The organism is Delftia sp. ZNC0008, from assembly GCF_000799035.1.
Taxonomy (GTDB): domain Bacteria; phylum Pseudomonadota; class Gammaproteobacteria; order Burkholderiales; family Burkholderiaceae_C; genus Comamonas; species Comamonas tsuruhatensis.
In genome coordinates this window covers 15,557-35,204 of sequence record NZ_JTKZ01000616.1, presented here as the reverse complement: position 1 = coordinate 35,204, position 19,648 = coordinate 15,557, and the positions used below count along the sequence as shown (strand labels likewise).

Below are 19,648 nucleotides of genomic sequence, written 5' to 3'. Positions count from 1 at the left end.
GCCGGTGGCCTCGCGCAGCGCCGCCAGCGTGGGCTGCGTGGGCGGGGCCACGGCCTGGGTTGCCTGCGCCAGCTCGGCGAGATAGCGCGCAATGTCAGCGTCCAGGCCCATGGTCACAGCGTCCTTTGCAGGAAGGGCAGCAGTTCGGCGATGAAGGGCTCGGCGGCTTCCTCCATGATGAAGTGGCCGCAGCCCGGCACGATCACGCCCGACAGGTCATCGGCATGGCCGCGCAGCGTGGCCAGCGGCGCATCGGCCGTGGCGTGCTCGGCGCCAATGGCCAGCACGGGCATGGCCAGCGGGCGCAGCGCACGCTCGCGGTTCTGGCGGATGGTTTCGGGAATGGCACGGTAGTAGGCAAAGCCGCCCCGCAGGCCACCGGGCGCCGCATAGGCATCCACATAGACATCCACGGCCACGCGGTCGCGCCGCAACGACCAGCGGTTGAACATGAATTCCAGGTAGGCACGCTCGCGCCCCGCGATCAGGGTCTCGGGCAGGTCGGCCAGCTGGTTGAACATGAAGTGCCACAGGAAGATGTTCTGCTCTGGCGGCGCAAAGATGCTGGGCTCGGGCGCCAGGCCAGGGATCACGGCCTCGGTCAGCGCCAGGGACTGCACGGCCTGCGGCTGGTCGCTGGCCAGCGCATAGGCCACCCACATGCCCACGTCGTGGCCGGCGACCTGGTAACGCTCATGGCCCAGCGCCAGCATGGTGCGGTGCAGGGTCAGCGCAATGGAGCCCGTGTCGTAGCCGGTGTCGGGCCGGTCGGAAAAGCCGGTGCCCGGCGGATCGACGGCAATGGCCTGGAAGCCCTGCGCCGCCAGCGCCTGCATGACGTGGCGCCAGGCATACCAGGTCTGGGGCCAGCCCGGGATCAGCAGCACGGGCGCGCCCTGCCCGGCCGTGATGCAGTGGATACGGCGGCCGTCGATGCGCACGTAGTCGTGCGAGAACTCGCAGGCTTGGTCTTCCTGCTTGCGCAGGGCGTTCGATGTGAAAGCGTTCATTGTTTGCTTCTTTTTGAGGTTCTCTGGCTGCGGGCGTGCTCAGGCGATACCGAGCATGGCGTTGATCTGGCGCTGGTCCACGGGGGCGCCGGCGAAGTCGTCAAAGATCTTGTCGGTCACGCGGATGATGTGGCGGTTGATGAAGTCCACGCCTTCGCGCGCACCGTCTTCCTGGTCCTTGAGGCAGCACTCCCATTCCAGCGAGGCCCAGCCCTGGTAGTCGTACTGGGCGAACTTGGAGAAGATGGCCTTGAAGTCCACCTGCCCGTCGCCCAGCGAACGGAAACGCCCTGCCCGCTCCAGCCACGAGGAATAGCCGCCATAGATGCCCTGGCGCCCGCTGGGCAGGAACTCCGCATCCTTCACATGGAACATGCGGATGTGCTCGCGGTAGATGTCGATGTAGTCGAGGTAGTTGAGCTGCTGCAGCACGAAGTGGCTGGGATCGAACAGGATCTTGCAGCGCGCGTGCTGGCCCACCAGCTCATGGAAGCGCTCGAAGCTGGTGCCGTCGTGCAGGTCTTCGCTGGGGTGGATTTCGTAGCACAGGTTCACGCCCTGCTCGTCGCAGGCGTCGAGGATGGGGCGCCAGCGGCGCGCCAGCTCCTCGAAGGCGGTTTCGATCAGGCCGGCCGGGCGCTGCGGGAACGGGAACAGATAGGGCCAGGCGAACGAGCCCGAGAACGTGCCCATGTCGCTCAGCCCCATGCGGCGCGATGCACGGGCCGACAGCTTGAGCTGCTCCAGCGCCCACGCCGTGCGTGCGGCCGGATTGCCGCGCAGCGCCTCGGGCGCAAAGCTGTCGCACATGGCGTCGTAGGCCGGGTGCACGGCCACGAGCTGGCCAAAGATGTGTGTGGTCAGCTCGCTGGCCACCAGGCCGTGCGAGGCCAGCATGCCGTTGACATCGTCGCAATAGGTCTGGCTGCTGGCGGCCGTGGCCACGTCGAACAGGCGCTGGTCCCAGGCGGGAATCTGCAGGCCCTTGAAGCCCACGCCGGCTGCCCAGCGTGCGATGTCTTCCAGGGAATTGAACGGTGCCTTGTTGTCGGCGAACTGCGCCAGATGAAGGCTGGGGCCCTTGATGGTCTGCATGTGATTTCCTTGCGCTGAGCTATTGTTTGTTGATCGACAAAGAATAGTATCACGCCAACGCGGCTGCTTTTGCGAAGCCGATGCAAGACAGCATCAAGGCGCCGCTAAGATGCCGCCCTGACTGTTGACAAGGATGAGGAAGATGGCCGGAAGACCCAGGGAATTTGACCGAGACCAGGCGCTGGAGCGCGCCATGCTGGCGTTCTGGCGGCGCGGCTACGAGGGCACGTCCATGGCCGACCTGGTGCAGGCGCTGGGCATTGCGTCAGCGCGCATCTATGCGGCCTTTGGCAGCAAGCAGGACCTGTTCCGCGAGGCCGTGCAGCGCTACGAGGCCGGTGATGGCGGCTTTGCCGACCGCGCCATGGCCCAGGAGCCGCGTGTGCGCGACGCCCTGGCCCGCGTGCTGCGCGATGCCGTGGCCACCTATACGGACGATGCCCATCCGCTGGGCTGCATGGTGGTAACCGCCGCCACCAACTGCGCCGAGGAAAACGAGGCAGTCGCCGCCTGGCTGGCCGAACACCGCCGCCAGCGCACGCAGTCCCTGATCGACCGCCTTCAGCGCGCGCTGGATGAAGGCGAGCTGCGCGCCGGCACCGACGTGCAGGCGCTGGGCGATTTCTATGCCACGCAACTGCACGGCATCTCCGTGCAGGCCCGCGATGGCGTGCCGCGCCAGCGGCTGCTGGCTGCAGTGCAAACCGCCTTGCTGCTGCTGGACACGGCGCTGGAGCCGGCGCTGCAGCCCGCAGGCAAGGCGGGCTGAGCCGTCAGGCGCCGAGCTTTTGCAGTTTTTGCAGCTCGGCGCGCAACTGGATCACGCTGGGCGTGACGATGGGGATGAAGGCCGATTCACGCCAGCGGCGGGCAAAGCCATCGTCCGCATCCAGGCTGTAGGCGCGGCCACCGGCCGTCTGCAGCTCCAGCTGCATGGCCTGCTGCACGCAGTCGTGCAGGGCCAGGCGCAGCGCGAAAAGCCGCTCGGGCGCCTCCACGAAATCGCCGGCCTCTACACCGGCCTTGAGTGCGGCCACCGCCTGCTCCAGATGGCTGCGGGTATCGTCCAGCGGCTGCTGCAGCACATGCCCGCCCTGCCCCATGCGCGAGGCGGCCTGCGCACAGGCCGCGCGCGCCAGGCCGATGGACAGGCCGCATTGCATGCCCAGGAAGGCCGGCCGCACACGCGGCAGGAATCCGCCGGCGCGCTCGGCCAGCAGATCGTCTTCGGTGATGGCCACGTCCTTGAGTTGCAAGGCGGCGGTGTTGGTGCCGCGCAGGGCGATCAACTCCAGATCCGGCGAGCGCTCCAGGCCCGGCCGGTCGGACGTCAGGGCCACGATCATGGGCGGCGCGCCGTCGTCACGCGCCACGGCAATGGCTGCCAGAAAGCGCGGCCCGCGCAGGTTGGTGCACCAGGGCACGCTGCCGTTGAGCAGCCAGCCGCCCCCTTCCCGGGCCGTGGCGCGGATGTTGAGTGCCTCCAGCCCGCTGAGGAATTTCATGATGTTGGACAGCCCCGAGGCGCCAGCCGCCTCGCCCGCCAGCAGCGCGGGCAGCCAGCGCTCGCGCAGGGCCGCATTGCCGGTGTTCGCCAGCATCTCGATCAGCACGCGCTGGCCCCAGAAGGCAAAGGCGGCGGACATGGAGTGCGTGGCCACCTGGGCAATCGCCTCGATGGCATCGCCGGCGCTGCCGCCCTGCCCGCCCAAGGCATTAGCCAAGCCGTGGCCCAGCAATCCGGCTTCGGCCAGATAGGGCACGACGGCGGCCGTGGCCTCGCCGTTGCCGGCATCCAGCGCCTGGGCACGTGCATCCAGCCATTGGCGGTTGGCGTCGGTCAGCAGGGGGAAATTGGGCATGGGCTCAGGCATGGGGTCGGGCATGGGGCTTGTCATCTTGCGGGTCACCATAAAAAAAGGGACCGCTGTGGGCACAGCGGTCCCTTGCCATCCTAGCGCAGCACACAGGCTGCGCAGATGACGCGGCGCAAGCTCAGTGCGCCGCCACCTTGCCGGGGCGTGTTTCCTCGCGCAGGGCCTTGACCTTGTCGCTCAGGCCGGGCCATGGCTGCAGGCCGTACTGGCTGCGCATGGTGTTGAGCAGCGTGGCGATCTGATCGTCGCTGAGGTTGTGGCGGAAGGCGGGCATGGTGCCAAGCTGCGGGCGCGCCGGTTGCGTGATGCCGTTGAGCACCACATGGATGGCGTTGGTCGGCGAGTCGCTGTACAGGTTGGTGTTCAGCGACAGCTGGGGACGCACCCCGAAGCTGCTGCCGGCCAGCACGCCGCTGGGATCGGCACGGTGGCAGGCCATGCAGGCGCCCTGGTACAGGCGGTAGCCCTGGGCGTCGACCGGCAGCTTGGCAACCTCGGTCTTTTCCTTCACCAGGGCCTGGGCGTCCCCTGCGCCAGCGGCGTCTGCCACGGGCTTGCGGTACGACATCAGGTAGGTGGCCATGGCGTTGATGTCCTCGGCCGACTGGTGAGACAGGCCTTCGATCACGGGCGCCATGGGGCCGGCGGCCACGCCGTGGCGCTCCGAGAAACCGGTCTGCATGTAGCGGACCAGATCTTCTCGCGTCCAGGGCAGCGGAGCCACGGCCTTGTCGTTGAGCGCGGGCGCATCCCAGCCGTCGATGAAGGCGCCGGCCAGATGGTCGGCACCCTGTTTCTCGGCGCCGAACTGGTTGCGCGGCGAGGGGCAGGCGGCGCAGTGGCCCAGGCCTTCGTCCAGGTAGGCGCCGCGAATCCACTCGCCCGACTGGTTGGCGGGCGCGGGCTGCTCGCCCGGCTCCAGGTACAGCGCATTCCACAGGGCCAGGCCACGGCGCACGTTGAACGGGAAGTTCAGCGCGGTCTTGGGTGCCTGGTTGGAGACAGCCGGCTCGGTCATCAGGAAGGCGTACAGTGCCTTCATGTCCTCATCGGTCACGCGGGTGAACGCGGTGTACGGGAAGGCGGGGTACAGGTAGTTGCCCTCGCGGTCCACACCATGGCGCATGGCGCGCTCGAAGGCCTCGTACGACCAGCGGCCGATGCCGGTTTCGGCATCGGGCGTGATGTTGGTCGAGTAGATGGTGCCGAAGGGGCTGGGCATGGCCAGGCCGCCTGCGTTGCGCTGGCCGCCCGGTGCCGTGTGGCAGACAGCGCAGTCGCCCATGTGCGCCAGGCGGCGCCCCTGGTCGATCTGCTGCTGGCTGAATTCCTGCACCGGGATCTGCTGCAGGGGCGCGATTTCGCTGCGGCCCGTGGCCAGCCAGAAGGCGGCGCCGGCCACGGCGGCCAGGCCGACCACGCCGAGGGTGATTTTCTTGAGTGTGTGCATGTTCCGGTCCTCCGCTCTCAGTTCTGTGCCTTGTCGGCCGGGGCTGCATCGGCAGCCTTTGCCTTGAGTGCGGCCAGCACGCGTGCCGGGGTGAACGGCACTTCGCGCAGGCGCACGCCGGTGGCGTCGAACACGGCGTTGGAGACAGCGGCGGCGCTGGGCACGGAGGCCGATTCGCCCGCACCCATGGGGTCTTCGCCGGGGCGCTCGACCAGTTGCACGTCGATCTCGGGCAGCTCGTCAAAGCGCAGGATGGGGTAGCCGCCCCAGTCCAGCGAGGTCACGCCCTTGCTGTCGAAGGTCACGTACTCCTTGAGCACGCGGCTGGTGGACTGGATGATGTTGCCGTGCACCTGGTGGCGAACGCCGGCCGGGTTGACCATCTCGCCGCAGTCATGGGCCACGAAGACCTTGTCCACCTTGATCACGCCGGTCTCGCGGTCCACGGTCACGTCGCAGATCCAGGTGGCCCAGGCCGCGCCGTAGCCGGGGAACTTGCTGTGGTAGTAGCGGGCGTAGGCAAAGCCGCGGCCCTTGACCAGGCGCTGGTCGGCCGGCGCGGGGTTGCGGTGGGCCGGGCCATCCTGCCAGCCGGCCTGCTTGTGCGCAGCGTGCGTCAGCGCCACGGCGCGCGGGTCCTTCAGGTAGCGCAGGCGGTAGGCCAGCGGGTCTTCACCGGCCAGGTAGGCACATTCGTCGATCCAGCACTCATGGGCAAAGACGTTGGGCAGGGCCGAGACGCCGCGCATCCACGAAGCGCGCACGATGGGCGCCGCATCCTGCGAGACCACGCGCATCTTGGGGTACTCGTACTGCGGGATGGCCGTACGGTCGCCCATCTGCAGCACCTTGGGCTTGTTGGGCACCTTGCCCGTCAGGATCAGGGCCAGGGCCGCCGCGTCGTTGGACGGGTAGCAGGTCTTGAGCTCGTAGCCCAGCACGGCATGGTTCTCGTCCAGGCCGCCGCGCACGCGGATCAATTGGCCCGTGCCCTTGGGCTCCCAGGCAGCTTCCTGCTCGCGCATCAGCTGCACGCGCACCGGGCGGCCCACGGCCTGCGACAGCAGCACGGCGTCGGATGCCACGTCGTCCGCGCAATTGCGGCCATAGCAGCCCGAGGCTTCCAGGCGCGTCACATTGATCTGGTCGGCTGCCATGCCGGTCAGCGTGGCGATGTCCTTGCGCACGTCGTGCGGGTTCTGCGATCCGGTCCAGACCTGGATCTGGCTGGCGGACACCTCGGCCACGGCGCAGGACGGGCCGATGGAGGCATGCAGGTGGTAGGGCCAGACGTAGTCGGCCTCGATCACCTTCTTGGCGCCCGAGAAGGCCTCGTCAATGCCCGCGTCCTCGCGCAGCATGCGGTCGGTCTTCTCGTGCTTGACCAGGGTGTCGTGCATGGCGTTCAGCGACAGGTCGGGCACGCCGGCCCAGTCCTTCCACTTCACCTCCAGCTGGCGCATGGCGGCAATGGCCTGCTCTTCGCGCTCGGCCACGATGCCCACGAAATCGCCCTGCACCACCACCTTGACGATGCCCGGCAGATGAGCGACCGACTGTTCGTTCACCGAAATCAGGCTGCTGCCCAGCGGCGCCGACGCATCGGCACCGCCATAGGGCGGGCGCACCACGCGGCCGTGCAGCATGCCCGGCACGCGCACATCGTGCACATAGGCCAGCGCGCCCAGCACCTTGGCCGGAATGTCCACGCGCTGCACGGACTTGCCGATGTAGTTGAAACCGCCGGTGCGCAGCGGCACTTCCTTGTCCAGCGCAATGTTCAGGTCCTGGCCCTGGGCCAGTTCGCCGTAGCCGATGCGTCGCCCGCCCTTGGCCACCACCGCGCCCTTAGACGTGGTCAGTGCGGACACGGGCTGCTGCAGCTTCTCGGCAGCCAGACCCAGCAGCAGCTGGCGCACCTGCGCGGCGGCCTTGCGCATGGGAATGGCATCCACCTGGATGGTGTTGCTGGCAATCGTCGGGCCCTGGTTGGGCGTGCGGCCTGTGTGGCCCAGCACCATGGTGATGCGCTCGAACTCCACATCGAGCTCATCGGCCACCAGCTGCGCCAGCGAGGTACGGATGCCCGTGCCCAGGTCTACGTGGCCGTGGTAGGCCGTGACGCTGCCGTCCGCCCCAATGGCGATGAAGCTGCTCACCCGGTCGATGGGGGGAATGGGGAAGGCGCCGGCCACGGCGGGCGCCGTACCCGTGCTTTCAGCCACCAGGCCAGCGGCCGCCACCGAGCTGACCATGACCATGCCGCCCAGCTTGAGCAGGTTGCGGCGCGTCAGTTGAAGGGGGTTGGATGCACTCATGCTGCACCTCCCTGGGCGATCAGCACGCGGGCGCGGGCGGCGGCCCGCATGATTTCCACATGCGTGCCGCAGCGGCACAGGTGGCCGGACAGGGCCTGGGTGACTTCCTCGTCGGTGGCCGTGGGCTTGTGGTCGAACAAGGCCACCAGGGCCATGACCATGCCGTTGGTGCAGTAGCCGCACTGGGCAGCCTGCTCGTCAATGAAAGCCTGCTGCACAGGGTGCAGTCGGTAGACGGCCTTGCCCGGTGCATCGGCTGCCGGCTTGCCGGCAGGCATCCCCGGCACGGCGGCCGGATGGGCTGCTTCCCAGTCACGCGCCACGCGGGCGTGCTCGGCCTGGGTCGCATCCTGGGACAGGCCTTCCAGCGTCGTGACCTTCATGCCCTGGACCACGCTCACGGGAACGGAGCAGGAACGTGCCACCTTGCCGTCGATCAGCACGGCGCATGCGCCGCATTCGCCCAGGCCGCAGCCGAACTTGGGGCCATTGAGCTGCATGTCGTTGCGCAGCACATAAAGCAGCGGCGTCTCCGGGCTCACGCCCTGGATCTCGACCTCTTGTTGGTTGAGAGTGAATTTCATCGTGTGCAAACCTTGTGGTTGACAACAGGTGCAAACCATAGGTGCGCACTGAAAAATCAGGCGTCAGGCACGCCGCAGCAGGGCCCGAAAAAGAAAGCCCACCGCCGGCGGGGTGGGCTATTTCACGTGGTTTTTAGAGGCAAGTCGGATGGCTGGCTGCCTGTTGTATGCAAACGATTCTATGCCTCGCACTTGCTCGCCGCTGCCAGCGTGCCGCCATCCCGGCACCCGCACAGACTGCGGATTTCCGTGGCTTTTTATGCACAAGACCAAACTCATCCATCGGAAATATCCACGAAAGCACAGCGCAGCAGGCTGATCAGTGAGCCTGCACCAAGAGCGAAAAGGAGTGCACCACCGCAGTGCACAGGAGGGCAGGACACGCTGCAGCAATTTCCGTCCGGATCTTTCAGCCATGCACGGCCGGGCATAGAGATCGCAGCCCGCCCAGGCGTTCAACGCGTCGGCTCGAAAATCACACCAACCCAGCAAAACACTCGGCTTTTACCTGCATCAAATTCCAGTGAGAACGCTTGAAATTCACGAGCGCATCATGCGCAGCGCCTGCAAAACTCATGCTCGTCTGCAGGATCGGCACCACGCAAGGCTGCTGGCTGCAACCCCAAGCATCAGCGGGTGCCCGGCGTGATCTGGATCGTGCCAAGGCCCGAATCCATGGCCACACGCCGCCGGGGAGTCAGCCAATGCACCCACAGCCCCCAAAGCCACCCCAGCGCAAACACGCAGGCCAAGGCCAACATGCCCCAGCGCCCGGCAGACAGCGCGCTGTAAATCCAGTACGGCATGCCCCCCAGGCCGAAGAGGCAGGCCCATCGCCGAAGCGCGGCGGAACGGGATTGGGATAGCCAGACGGCAAGGGCTGCGGGGAGTGCGAAGGCGATCTGATCGATGCTCATGACTGCATCATACTGTACAAATAAACAGCATTGCACAGAAAAATCCAGACGCTTGCACAAGGCACGTCGACGGGAGGGCCACACCCTCTGATTTGTTCGCATCTCATCTGGCAAGCAGCGTACAGACTGGACTTGAAGGATTCCGAATCCGCACCGGAGTTTGGGTAAAGCGCGGCCCTTGCATCGCTCAATCCCAGCACCGCCGGCCAAGAACCCGGAGTCACGGCTTATCCAGTTCCGCTCAGCCCGAAAGCGAGGGTGCACAGGATTTTGAAAACCCGCAGAACATACAGCGCCATACTGCGCAACGGCTCTTTACCCAAGGTTTACCTGACAGTTTGAACGCATTCGGGATGGGCAATGGTGGTCATAGGGGGAAATAATCGAAAGCATGCAAACCGGTTCTTAAAAAACAGTTAATATTCGCGCTTCAATCCATGAAAGGCAAACTACCGTGAGCAACACATACAAAGAACTTCTGGCGCAGCGCGAAGCACTTGAGGCCCAGATCCAGACAGCACGCAAGCAAGAAGTCAGTGATGTGATCGCCAAGATTCGCGGTCTGGTTCAGGATTACGGCCTGACAGCTGACGACATTTTCACGGCACGCCGCGCCTCCTCCACCGTGGCTCCCAAGTTCCGCAATCCAGAGACAGGTGACACCTGGACTGGACGCGGCAAGCCGCCCGCCTGGATCAAGGACAAGGATCGCGCCCAGTTCGCCATCTGAAGCCCTGGATAAACGCCTCCATGAAAACAGCCTGCAGTCACTTGCAGGCTTTTTTCATTCTGGCCCCACCTGGAGCGTGCACCTGAATTGGCGTGCCTGCACTTCTGCAGGGCGGCATTGCCCTGGCCTGGCCCCGTGCAATCGCGGCAAGCACGCGCACATGCCCTTAGACATGCACTGTGGATGGATGCCGTGGTTCAATCAGTCGGCCTGATCTGCACCTTGAAATTTCTCGCTGTAGAGACCGGCCCCCGACGTTCGGCCTTCCATGACAAAACAGATCTCCGCCCCGGACAGTGCCCCCACCGCACGCCGTCCTGACAAGCTACCGACCGCCTTTGGAACGACACCTGTCGCAGATGCACTCTTGCGGCCCCATCTGCCATTTTCAGGACAGCAGATTCTGTTCATCTCGTCATGCGACGATCAGCACACCCATCTGCTCCCTTTGCTCAAGGAGTGGGGTTTGGTGACCACGGCATGCCGCCATCCCACCGCGATTCGCCAGGATCGGCTACAGAAATTCCACGTTGTCGTGCTGTGCGGGCCGAAGACCTCATGGAATCCCAAGGACGAAAACCGCCTGGTGGCAGGAGCGGCACGCATCATCGAATGTGAAGCCAGCCATCCCATGCAGCCCAGAGTGATCAATGCCCGCATCATCGCGGTATCCTGGCATTCACCGCAGGGGATTCTTGATGCGCTGACGATGGCGATCCATTCAACGCATGCCAACCCCGACAGCCTCCTGCCGACTGACGAAGTCGTCCATTTCGAGAAAATTGCGCCACCCATCAGAAATGCCTTCCTGGAATCTGCGCGCTCTTCTCTGGCAACCATCAAATCCAGCCCAAACTGCAAAGATGTGCAAAGAGAGCTTCACAACCTGTCTGGCTCACTGAGATTCTTTGATCTGGTCGAGTTGTCAATACGGTGTGCCGACCTGGAAAGCCGCATGGGCCATGATGGGCTGGCATATCACAGACATTCGCTCTCGCTGCTGGAGCTCCAGCTTGAAGCAGTCATCCAGGACATACAGGCACTGAAGGTGGAATGAACATGAATCATTGAGATCTCGATGATGTCACCCACCCACATTCCAAGGCATATTTCATAAGGTCTATGTCTCGCTCTATGCCGAGCTTTTGCATGGCCTTGACTTTTTGCGTGCTGATGGTCTTCTTGCTCCTGTTGAGCTTGGCTGCAATTTCATCAATGCGCAGGCCAGCAGCGTACAACCGCACTACCTCGGACTCCTTGGGGCTCAGCTCGGCAGGCACTCTTCTCTCCCCCTGCACTCCGCCCAACCCGCCTGTACCACCTCTTTCCAGCCGCTCGGCGATGGCTGGCGAAAAATAAACTCCGCCAGTGAATGCCGCGTGGATCGCGGGAACAAGATGCAGCACCGGATCGGCCTTGCTGACAATACTGATGTTCGAGACACGACCCAGAGCCTGGAGTATTGCCGAGTTATCCAGCATGGTCAGGACCACCAGACCCAATTTTGGGAATCTTCTCGATATATAACCGAATAGATGCAGTCCATCTCCATATTTCCCGGTCGGCATGGAGTAATCGGATACAAGCACATCAAAACCTCCCTCTTCCAGCTTTTGAATCAGATCGGTTGAATTTGAAACACTCCCATTCAATGCAATTTCTGACTCACCAGACAATTCATGCCTGACACCTGATATTATCCCAGGATGATCGTCCGCCAACAATACGGATATTTTCAGGTATTTTTTATAGTCCATGGTGCGTAAATATGAATAACCTGACACCAGCCGGCTTTCAACCTTTCTCACAAATCTTTCAGAACGTCCATGAAATTCACGAGCTCCCCATCGACCGCTCGAAAATCTCGCGCATTGACAAGAGAAGAAATCCTATCAAGCGCCTGGACTATGTCATTGAACCCTGCCACTGCAAATGCCCCCTTCATGGCATGAATTTCCCTATGCACAGCCACGAGATCTCTTTTTTCCAAGGATTTCTTCAAGGAGATCAAGGATGCTTGTGTTGTTGAGACAAGAATGTCACGGTAGCCAGAAATCTTGCTTGTTCTTGCCGGCAATGCATCCACTTGGCAAACCCCGGACTTGCCGATATTTCTATCAATGAATTCCTTGATGCTTTTCAGGGAGGCTGGTTTGACGATGATGTCGGATATGCCGAATTTGGCACATTTATCCCTTTCATGCTTGCCTGCGTTTGCCGTTATTGCCCCCACTCTAATCCCGGGGTAATCCTTACGGATGTGCTGTGCAAGCACATAACCGTTCATGCCGGGCATCTGCAGGTCGGTTAGAACCAGGTCATAGGCCAGCTGTGCCAGCATGCTCAAGGCAGATTCCCCTCCTTCTGCAGAATCGGCCTCATACCCAATGATCCTCAGCTGATCCAGCAACAGCATTCTGTTAACAGGGTGGTCATCCACCACCAGAATCCTTGCCGAGAAATCCTCTCGTTCGTCCTCCGAAAGCAGGACATCGCCATCCTCCCAAGCGACAGCGGATGATGCGGGCTGCGCATGGTATGCGGGCAGCACCAGCTCGAAAATGCTGCCTTTTCCAAGGACACTTGAAAACCGGATCTCCCCTCCCATGAGGTGGGCCATCCGCTGGCACAGCGTCAGCCCAAGTCCGGTTCCTCCAAACTTCGTGGCGATTTCCGAGCCGGCCTGCTTGAACGCATCGAAGATGAACGCATGCTGCGAATGATGAATACCTATTCCAGTATCGGATACCTTGATGTTCAGCTCGCCGGATCTGTCGGATGCATATACCTCTATTTTTCCACTCTTGGTGAACTTCAAAGCATTGCTGAGAAGATTATTGAGTATTTGCTTGATGCGCTCAGCATCGCCAAGATATCCAGACTTCAGCGAATCATCGATGGTCAGGGAAAATTCAATTTTTGCCTCTGTCACCAAGGGTTTATAGATGGATGCCACCTGCCTGATCACGGACTTGAGATCGAATCCGGCCATCTCGACACTCATCTGACCAGACTCGACCTTCGAGAAATCGAGGACATCATTCAACAGAGACAAAAGAGAATGTGAGGAATTCGAAATGATGTCCAGCCGTGTTTTCTGCTCCATGGACAGAATGCTTCTTCCCAGTATTTCCAGATTCCCCAGTATCGCATTGAGTGGAGTGCGTATCTCGTGGCTCATTACCGCGAGAAAAGATGATTTTTCATGGTTTGCCTCTTCCGCAGCCTTCTTTGCATCCTCCAGGCTTCTTTGGACCTGCTTGTGAGCCGTGATATCGGCAAACCCGCACAACAGCACGTTCCGACCTTGGTATTTTGCCTTCACCATGATCATGGACAGCTCTGCAATGGTTCCATCGTTGGAAATCACCACCTCGCTGGACACGGGCACATAGTCACTTTTCCCGCCACCAAGATATTTCTCCACATAAACTCTGTGGAAATAGCCGATCAATAGCTCGCCAGGGACCGGGCCACGCAGTACTGCACTCTCCTTGTATTTGAACATCATGCTGTTCTCCAACAGCATCTTTTTCTCCTTGAAATCAAGAAGACCCAATCCGTAAGGAGCCATGGCAATGATGGTTCGACTCAGCTGCTCGGTATCGAAAACATTCTTTGCCTTTTCATAGATTGGAATAAATACCTTTTCGTAGAAATATATCAAAAAGCACCAGAACAAGACAATGAATATCAACGAAAGAATCAAATATACGAACGATTTTCCCTTTAGAAAAACCGCATCCTTCCACGAAAACACGTGGAGCAGAATCATATTTGTATTCGATATCCTCGAGTAGTAATGAAAAAAACCATCCTTGTATACAGCACCATACTTGAACAGAAGATAGCGACTCACCAGGTTGCCTTGGAATTTCGATGATTCAATATCAAAGAAATCCGCTTTGCTGTAGCCCTCTGGTTCAACACCCAGGGCAACGCTTCCCTGGGAGTCCATGATCAGAAAGGAACTTCTATCCTCACCTTGCTGCATCAGATTCTCAATATGCTGGGTAGGCATGTCACTCACCACGGTGAGAAATGGCTTACCCCTATGGAATGCAGAAACAACAACCTGGAACGACATTTCACCCGTCAGAATACTTTTGGTCGGGGGAAGCCAAATGGGGTGGCGCACTTGTCCGGAATGAAGTGGAACGCCTTTGTCTTTCGGCAGCCCGGCAATCTGTTGCTGAAGCTCCAAGAGCATCCGTTCCCGCTCAGGCTCATCTGGAATCTGAGGCAGGAGAGCACCGATGAACCCGCCATCCGGACTGAAGGCATATACAGATATGGCTCTTCCATCCTGAAGAAAACTCGAGTTTGCCAGGTATGCAAGCTCCTCCAGCATATCCCTGTATCGCCTGCATGCAGGCTTGTCGCCCTTATCCTCGAGCAAAACCACCGGACTCACACCCGTGATCATAGCGCCCGGCCTGCCAACTCCCGCCGGTTGCGATATATGCGCTTGCCCCCAAAGCAATTCTGATGCGATTATTCCACGCATCATGATGACCTGCTTTGTTTCTATCTCCACCAGAATTCTAGTTCTCTTGTTCTGAAAAATTGACCTTCTTTCCTCCATGAAATCATTGAACTCGAACGATGCCGCAAATAACGCGACAATGATCACAAGGAAAGAAAAGATCAGCCCCCCACCAAAAAGCAGTCTCTTGTTATATCTGGCCAGAAGCAGAAGATCTTCCTTTTCTGCAATTTCTTTTTTATGGATTTCCATCTGGACATCGATATACAGCCATTGCTCAGGCCAATGATCGCCTCATGTAGTCGATAAAATCTTTGCAGGAAAGTGCTCTGGAATACAAGAATCCCTGGGCGACATCGGCATCCATCCTCCTGATCATTCCCAGATCATCAACGTCCTCCACTCCCTCAACAACCACCTGTGCCCGAACATCTTTCGCAAGCGACACCGCTTTGCTCAGCACTCTCTTTGCATGGGCCTGGTTTCTTGCAGCATGCAGCAAAGCCTTGTCAATCTTGATCTGGTTGAAAGGAACGCTAAGCAGGCGCCCTAGGGTCGAGCCGCCCACGCCAAAGTCATCCATTGCGCACTGAAAGCCACTCATTCGTAAATTCGCAATGACACCGCCCAGGGACTTGTCGAGATCATCCGCCCCATCTTCCGTCACCTCAAAACCGATATTTTCAGGGGAGACACCTGCATCCCTGATCACGCGCAATGCCGAATCCATCCACTCCCAGGATGCCGCCAGGGAGGCGGATACATTGATGCTGCAGATGAACTGCCCTGAAGGTACTGCCGATTTGATGAAAGAGATGGACTGCAGGAGCATTTGGAGAGTGAGCTCATGCATCAATCCATGGTCTCCGATGGCCTTCATGAACGCAGCAGGTGGCAACAGTTCCGTGCCCGAAATAGGCCACCGGGCCAAGGCTTCCGCCCCGATGATCCTGCCCGAGCCTGCATGATGCAAGGGTTGAAAATGGGCAACGATTTCGCCGCTGTGCAAAGCGTTCGTCAACCTTGCTCTCGGGATCGGCAAGATCGTCCTGGGCTGACCCTCCGTCTTGGTCCGCCCCAGGATACGCAGCAGGAAATCCCCGTTGACCGGCACCTCTCTTGCCATTCTGGAGCGAGATATTGCACAGACGATGTTGAGTGCCAGGCTCCGGGCATAGTCAGCGACCGCATGGAATATTCTTGGTTCGCAGCTGCTGACAAGGATGATGGGAACATCCACTTCAGACAGTGCCAGATCATTGAGGAACCTCATCAGCTTTTCGCCGATGAAATCCATATCCACAAAGGCCGCATCCGCATTGAATTTCTTCAGTTCCGCCAGAAGCTCATCCGTATTGCTGATCCATTGAATGCCGTGAAAAAATCCTTGCTGTTTGCAACATTGCTGCATCCAATATGCGGCCATCGGATCGTTTGTGGCAACGAGCATTCTTTTGCCATGACCGGGACTATTTTCTGGCATCAATCCATCCCATCTCTATTCCATAGCGAATGAGGTCAATGTCCTTGCGGATGCCCAGTTTATTCATGACCGCCACCTTGTGCGTACTGACCGTCTTGATGCTGCGATAGAGTTTTTTCGCTATTTCAGACACTGTCATTCCAGAAATGAAAAGGAGCAGAACTTCCTCTTCACGCTTTGACAGTTCTATCGATGTTCGTACCGCCCCGAGCCATTCGCCGCCAAGCAGTTTGCTTGCGCTCGGCGAAATGAATTGACCATCTGTGTATGCCGCATAGATCGCCGGCACCAGGCTCCCCAAAGAATCTGTTTTATGGACTATCCTGTAGATCCCCTGATTGGCAAGCGACTTGATGATCCCAATATTCTCAATCATGGTCAGCATCACGATCTTGACGCCGGGAAATCGTCGCCGGATGACATTCAGCATGACCAGGCCGTCGCCATAGGTTCCGCCGGGCATTGAATAATCAGTCACCAGCACATCGCATTCGTTCTGCCTGAGAAAATTGATGATTTCCGTGGAGTTTTTCGCTCGACCCACAATCTCTATCTCATTTTTTTTCTCCAAAACACTTTCTATGCCTGCCAGAACTGCCGGATGGTCATCGGCAATCAGTATCCGCAAGACGAAATTTTTCATGACTCAAAAAATTAGCAAGAAGAACATTCCTATTCTAGGCAGTGGCGCACTAGGATTTAATTGGATTAATCTGATTTTTCCACTTCAAAATCTAAGATTTGTCTGATTTTTTGGCCCAATTGCTGCGAATTCGGGCGTCAGTCCTAGGGAGCACTCCTAGAATTCAACAGATAGTTGAATCGGTGGTTGAATGCGTTGCAGGCCAAGCATCCGGACCACACGGGAATCTGTGGATGAGATGCACGCGCCCGTGCAGGAGCCCGCGACCGATGCCGGAGTGGGGCTGAAGCGACCTCACCCCATGGCCGAGCGCATGAAGAGACCGCCAAATCCCGGCACAATCCGTGGATGCGAATCCTTCACACCATGCTGCGCGTTGGCAATTTCCAGCGTTCCATCGATTTCTACACACAGGTTCTTGGCATGCAGCTGCTGCGAACCTCAGAGAACCCCGAGTACAAGTACTCGCTGGCCTTCCTGGGCTTCGAGGGCGGCAACCCTGGCCAGGCCGAGATCGAGCTGACCTACAACTGGGGTACGGAGTCCTACGACATGGGCACGGCCTACGGCCATATCGCCATTGGCGTGCCTGATGCCTATGCCGCCTGCGAGAAGATCAAGGCGTCCGGCGGCAACGTGACGCGCGAGGCCGGCCCCGTCAAGGGCGGCACCACGGTGATTGCCTTTGTGACGGATCCGGACGGCTACAAGATAGAACTCATACAGGAGAACTCACGCGCCCATGCCGGCGTGCAGCCAGCTGGCGGCGAGAAGTTCGATCCCCTGCGCAATTCCTGATCCACGCAGCCCCAAAAACAAAGGCCCGGAGCGTCCATCGCTCCGGGCCTTTGGTTTTGAAGCTGCGGCTGCTGCCAGCCGCACTGCTGATCCGGTTCAATCCACCAGGATCACTTCCACCCGGCGGGCCTGGGCATTGCTGCCATCGGCCTGCAGTTGTTCGGGCTTCTTGAGTTCGACCTTTTCCTCGGCCACGCCCAGTGCCGACAGGGCAGCATGGACTGCCAGGGCGCGCTTCTTGGCCAGTTCGGCGTTGAGTTCGGCGCTGCCGGTGGCGTCGTGGTATCCAGAGATCACGGCGCGCTTGCCGCCCTGCACACCAGCCACCACATCGGCCAGCGCTTCATTGGCGCCAGCCGCCAGCTCGGCCTTGGCCGATGCGAAGTAGAACTTGACCACGCCGTTTTCGACAACGACACGCGCCACGTCTTCCTCCAGGACCACAGGCGCCATCGCCGGCACAGGTGTGGCGCCGGTTGTCGTCTTTGCAGGGCCATGCGCAATACCGCGCTGGTAGACCACGACACCCACGACCGTGGAGACGACGAGCGCAATCAGCGCAAACAAAAAGCCCAGGGCAAAACGTTGTTGGCTGTCGTCGTCGGATTGACTGAAGGACATGAAGCACTCTCCGTGAATGAACTGTTGAAGGAAACCAGAAAGACTGCGAAAAACCGGCCGATTGTAGAGGGCCGCCGCCAACGGCCCTGCGCACCGCCCAAGCCCCGTGATGCCACCCGGCACGAACTGTGGCGCCGCAGAGACAAAAGACCGGCCGTGCAAGGGCAACGCAGGCGCTTGTGCACCGTTTGGGCCGACAGGCGTTAAAACGTCATTGTTCCTTCACGCCACAGCGCCCATGTCCGCCCTGCCAGAATTCTCATTTGCCCGCCGAGAGTCCCAGCCCATGCTGGACGAGGCGCTGCACCGATGGGGCGGAAGCGACGACCTCTGGATCTTTGGCTACGGCTCGCTGATCTGGCGGCCGGATTTCGATTTCTGCGAACGCCGCACGGCCCGTGTCTTTGGCTGGCACCGGGCATTGAAGATGTGGAGCACCATCAACCGCGGCACGCCCCAGAATCCTGGATTGGTCTTTGGCATGCTGTCCGGCGGCAGTTGCCAGGGCATGGTGTTCCGCATTCCCCGGCACCACGGCCATGACGTCATGAGAAAGTTGTGGCAGCGCGAGATGGCCAATGCCGTCTATGACCCCCGCTGGCTGCCCTGCCGCACCGGCCAGGGCACGGTGCAGGCGCTGGCGTTCACGCTGTCCCGTCAAAGCCCCAATCACACGGGCGAGCTGGCGCCCGAAGACTATCGCCGCATCTTCAGCGAGGCCAAGGGCATCTATGGCAGCACGCATGACTATGCGCGCGCAACCTTCGATGAGCTCAAGCGCCTCGGCATCCGGGACCGTGCCTTGCAGCGCCTGCTCAGCTACGCGGGCCAGCCTGAAGCGGGTGCGCAAGCCGCGCGCTGACGCTTTGATGCGATTGATACGCTGATGCGCGCAGGCGCATAACGCTGCCCTCTCCGACATATCCACCGTATTGCACGCTGCAAGATGGCGGCTGCGCGCAATGCGCCTCACAACTTTTCCAGCACGGATATCAACCAGGAGATTGCCACCATGCGTTTGAACGCTTCCCCCTCCACCCCGTCCACCGCCGTGAAGCTGCTGATGGCAGCCGGCATGGTGCTGGCCCTTGGGGCCTGTGGCAGCCAGGCCAAGCCTCCTGCCGCAGCCGCAGCCGCAGCGTCCACCCCGGCAGCCGTCACCGCAGCCCCTGCCGCCCGCAACGTGGCCATGGCCCAGCTGCAGCCCACGCAAGGCAGCAAGGTCAGCGGCAGCCTGCAGTTCACTGCCCAGGCCGATGGCAGCGTGCGCGTTCAGGGCTCGGTTCAGGGGCTGGCGCCCAACAGCGAGCATGGCTTTCATGTCCATGAGAAAGGCGATTGCTCCAGCCCTGATGGCCTGAGCGCGGGCGGCCATTTCAACCCCACCGGCCACGCCCATGGCCGCTTCGATTCCGCTGTCCACCACGCAGGGGATCTGCCCAGTCTGCGGTCCGACGCGCAAGGCATGGCCAGCATAGATTTCGTTTCGCGCGGCCTGGCACTGGATCAGAGTCCCAACAGCGTGGTGGGCCGCGGCCTGATCGTGCACAAGGACCCTGACGACTACACCACGCAGCCCACCGGCAATTCCGGGGCGCGCCTGGCCTGTGCGGTGATCACGCGCGGATGATGTGCT

19 protein-coding genes are annotated in these 19,648 nt (G+C 60.6%); 6 read left to right on the top strand and 13 right to left on the bottom strand.

What is annotated here, in order from left to right:
- Positions 1 to 113 precede the first annotated feature (113 nt).
- Together L995_RS20200 and L995_RS20195 are read right to left on the bottom strand one after the other, a co-directional pair.
- Positions 114 to 1,010 carry an alpha/beta fold hydrolase gene (locus tag L995_RS20200; RefSeq protein WP_012205750.1) on the bottom strand — a complete coding sequence of 299 codons (897 nt, stop codon included), beginning with the start codon at positions 1,008 to 1,010 and terminating at the stop codon, positions 114 to 116.
- Between the two features lie 39 nt (positions 1,011 to 1,049).
- A complete protein-coding gene (locus L995_RS20195; protein ID WP_016447053.1) occupies positions 1,050 to 2,105 on the bottom strand; it encodes a sugar phosphate isomerase/epimerase family protein in 1,056 nt (351 codons plus the stop codon).
- A 142-nt stretch (positions 2,106 to 2,247) separates the two neighbouring features.
- Between L995_RS20195 and L995_RS20190 the strand changes: the two genes are divergently transcribed.
- On the top strand, positions 2,248 to 2,874 hold the full coding sequence (locus L995_RS20190) for a TetR/AcrR family transcriptional regulator (protein ID WP_047473251.1): 627 nt from the start codon (positions 2,248 to 2,250) through the stop codon (positions 2,872 to 2,874).
- A gap of 4 nt (positions 2,875 to 2,878) precedes the next feature.
- Here L995_RS20190 and L995_RS20185 read toward each other — a convergent pair whose 3' ends face one another.
- The 6 genes from L995_RS20185 to L995_RS20165 form a co-directional block, all read right to left on the bottom strand.
- The gene (locus L995_RS20185) at positions 2,879 to 4,018 is read right to left on the bottom strand and encodes an acyl-CoA dehydrogenase family protein (RefSeq protein WP_082001584.1); all 1,140 of its coding nucleotides are present in this window, start codon (positions 4,016 to 4,018) and stop codon (positions 2,879 to 2,881) included.
- A gap of 82 nt (positions 4,019 to 4,100) precedes the next feature.
- On the bottom strand, positions 4,101 to 5,432 hold the full coding sequence (locus tag L995_RS20180) for a cytochrome c (protein ID WP_047473249.1): 1,332 nt from the start codon (positions 5,430 to 5,432) through the stop codon (positions 4,101 to 4,103).
- 17 nt (positions 5,433 to 5,449) lie between these two features.
- Complete coding sequence (locus tag L995_RS20175; RefSeq protein WP_012205755.1) at positions 5,450 to 7,750, bottom strand: xanthine dehydrogenase family protein molybdopterin-binding subunit; 2,301 nt, start codon at positions 7,748 to 7,750, stop codon at positions 5,450 to 5,452.
- On the bottom strand, positions 7,747 to 8,334 hold the full coding sequence (locus L995_RS20170; protein WP_046240169.1) for a (2Fe-2S)-binding protein: 588 nt from the start codon (positions 8,332 to 8,334) through the stop codon (positions 7,747 to 7,749). Before L995_RS20170 ends, L995_RS20175 begins: the two co-directional genes overlap by 4 nt.
- A gap of 475 nt (positions 8,335 to 8,809) precedes the next feature.
- Entirely contained in the window at positions 8,810 to 8,935 is a 126-nt protein-coding gene (locus tag L995_RS34700; RefSeq protein ID WP_269431531.1) for a hypothetical protein, read from the bottom strand.
- A gap of 28 nt (positions 8,936 to 8,963) precedes the next feature.
- Positions 8,964 to 9,251, bottom strand: a complete 288-nt coding sequence (locus tag L995_RS20165) for a hypothetical protein (RefSeq protein WP_016447059.1) — start codon at positions 9,249 to 9,251, stop codon at positions 8,964 to 8,966.
- A 454-nt stretch (positions 9,252 to 9,705) separates the two neighbouring features.
- Here L995_RS20165 and L995_RS20160 point away from each other — a divergent pair, with 454 nt between their 5' ends.
- Positions 9,706 to 9,981, top strand: a complete 276-nt coding sequence (locus tag L995_RS20160) for an H-NS histone family protein (RefSeq protein ID WP_016447060.1) — start codon at positions 9,706 to 9,708, stop codon at positions 9,979 to 9,981.
- A gap of 268 nt (positions 9,982 to 10,249) precedes the next feature.
- Positions 10,250 to 11,038, top strand: a complete 789-nt coding sequence (locus L995_RS20155) for an Hpt domain-containing protein (protein ID WP_231574488.1) — start codon at positions 10,250 to 10,252, stop codon at positions 11,036 to 11,038.
- Positions 11,039 to 11,045: 7 nt separating this feature from the next.
- On the opposite strand, the gene L995_RS20150 is transcribed toward L995_RS20155, so the two are convergent.
- Genes L995_RS20150 through L995_RS20135 form a run of 4 tightly spaced genes read right to left on the bottom strand, consistent with a single transcriptional unit; the run spans position 11,046 to position 16,593 of the window.
- Complete coding sequence (locus L995_RS20150; protein WP_047473247.1) at positions 11,046 to 11,738, bottom strand: response regulator; 693 nt, start codon at positions 11,736 to 11,738, stop codon at positions 11,046 to 11,048.
- 47 nt (positions 11,739 to 11,785) lie between these two features.
- Positions 11,786 to 14,719 (bottom strand): hybrid sensor histidine kinase/response regulator, encoded by a 2,934-nt coding sequence (locus tag L995_RS20145; RefSeq protein ID WP_046985494.1) that lies wholly within the window; start codon positions 14,717 to 14,719, stop codon positions 11,786 to 11,788.
- Between the two features lie 25 nt (positions 14,720 to 14,744).
- Positions 14,745 to 15,917: an EAL domain-containing response regulator gene (locus tag L995_RS20140; RefSeq protein WP_047473243.1), complete on the bottom strand. Its 1,173-nt coding sequence runs from the start codon at positions 15,915 to 15,917 to the stop codon at positions 14,745 to 14,747.
- A 19-nt stretch (positions 15,918 to 15,936) separates the two neighbouring features.
- Positions 15,937 to 16,593 (bottom strand): response regulator transcription factor, encoded by a 657-nt coding sequence (locus L995_RS20135; protein ID WP_047473241.1) that lies wholly within the window; start codon positions 16,591 to 16,593, stop codon positions 15,937 to 15,939.
- A 348-nt stretch (positions 16,594 to 16,941) separates the two neighbouring features.
- Between L995_RS20135 and gloA the strand changes: the two genes are divergently transcribed.
- Entirely contained in the window at positions 16,942 to 17,391 is a 450-nt protein-coding gene (gene gloA, locus L995_RS20130; protein WP_026062330.1) for a lactoylglutathione lyase, read from the top strand.
- Positions 17,392 to 17,487: 96 nt separating this feature from the next.
- Here the strand turns inward: gloA and L995_RS20125 are convergent, their stop codons facing one another.
- Entirely contained in the window at positions 17,488 to 18,012 is a 525-nt protein-coding gene (locus L995_RS20125) for an OmpA family protein (protein ID WP_047473240.1), read from the bottom strand.
- Between the two features lie 238 nt (positions 18,013 to 18,250).
- Between L995_RS20125 and L995_RS20120 the strand changes: the two genes are divergently transcribed.
- A complete protein-coding gene (locus L995_RS20120) occupies positions 18,251 to 18,874 on the top strand; it encodes a gamma-glutamylcyclotransferase (RefSeq protein WP_047473238.1) in 624 nt (207 codons plus the stop codon).
- Between the two features lie 150 nt (positions 18,875 to 19,024).
- Entirely contained in the window at positions 19,025 to 19,642 is a 618-nt protein-coding gene (locus L995_RS20115) for a superoxide dismutase family protein (RefSeq protein WP_047473252.1), read from the top strand.
- Positions 19,643 to 19,648: the final 6 nt, after the last annotated feature.

Coding starts and splice junctions, on each gene's coding strand:
- L995_RS20185 (WP_082001584.1), bottom strand. CDS start 4,018: ATGGTGACCCGCAAGATGACAAGCCCCATGCCCGACCCCATGCCTGAG.
- L995_RS20140 (WP_047473243.1), bottom strand. CDS start 15,917: ATGCTCGTTGCCACAAACGATCCGATGGCCGCATATTGGATGCAGCAA.
- L995_RS20195 (WP_016447053.1), bottom strand. CDS start 2,105: ATGCAGACCATCAAGGGCCCCAGCCTTCATCTGGCGCAGTTCGCCGAC.
- L995_RS20135 (WP_047473241.1), bottom strand. CDS start 16,593: ATGAAAAATTTCGTCTTGCGGATACTGATTGCCGATGACCATCCGGCA.
- L995_RS20155 (WP_231574488.1), top strand. CDS start 10,250: ATGACAAAACAGATCTCCGCCCCGGACAGTGCCCCCACCGCACGCCGT.
- L995_RS20125 (WP_047473240.1), bottom strand. CDS start 18,012: ATGTCCTTCAGTCAATCCGACGACGACAGCCAACAACGTTTTGCCCTG.
- L995_RS20200 (WP_012205750.1), bottom strand. CDS start 1,010: ATGAACGCTTTCACATCGAACGCCCTGCGCAAGCAGGAAGACCAAGCC.
- L995_RS20120 (WP_047473238.1), top strand. CDS start 18,251: ATGTCCGCCCTGCCAGAATTCTCATTTGCCCGCCGAGAGTCCCAGCCC.
- L995_RS20145 (WP_046985494.1), bottom strand. CDS start 14,719: ATGGAAATCCATAAAAAAGAAATTGCAGAAAAGGAAGATCTTCTGCTT.
- L995_RS20165 (WP_016447059.1), bottom strand. CDS start 9,251: ATGAGCATCGATCAGATCGCCTTCGCACTCCCCGCAGCCCTTGCCGTC.
- L995_RS20115 (WP_047473252.1), top strand. CDS start 19,025: ATGCGTTTGAACGCTTCCCCCTCCACCCCGTCCACCGCCGTGAAGCTG.
- L995_RS20180 (WP_047473249.1), bottom strand. CDS start 5,432: ATGCACACACTCAAGAAAATCACCCTCGGCGTGGTCGGCCTGGCCGCC.
- L995_RS20175 (WP_012205755.1), bottom strand. CDS start 7,750: ATGAGTGCATCCAACCCCCTTCAACTGACGCGCCGCAACCTGCTCAAG.
- L995_RS20190 (WP_047473251.1), top strand. CDS start 2,248: ATGGCCGGAAGACCCAGGGAATTTGACCGAGACCAGGCGCTGGAGCGC.
- gloA (WP_026062330.1), top strand. CDS start 16,942: ATGCGAATCCTTCACACCATGCTGCGCGTTGGCAATTTCCAGCGTTCC.
- L995_RS20150 (WP_047473247.1), bottom strand. CDS start 11,738: ATGGACTATAAAAAATACCTGAAAATATCCGTATTGTTGGCGGACGAT.
- L995_RS20170 (WP_046240169.1), bottom strand. CDS start 8,334: ATGAAATTCACTCTCAACCAACAAGAGGTCGAGATCCAGGGCGTGAGC.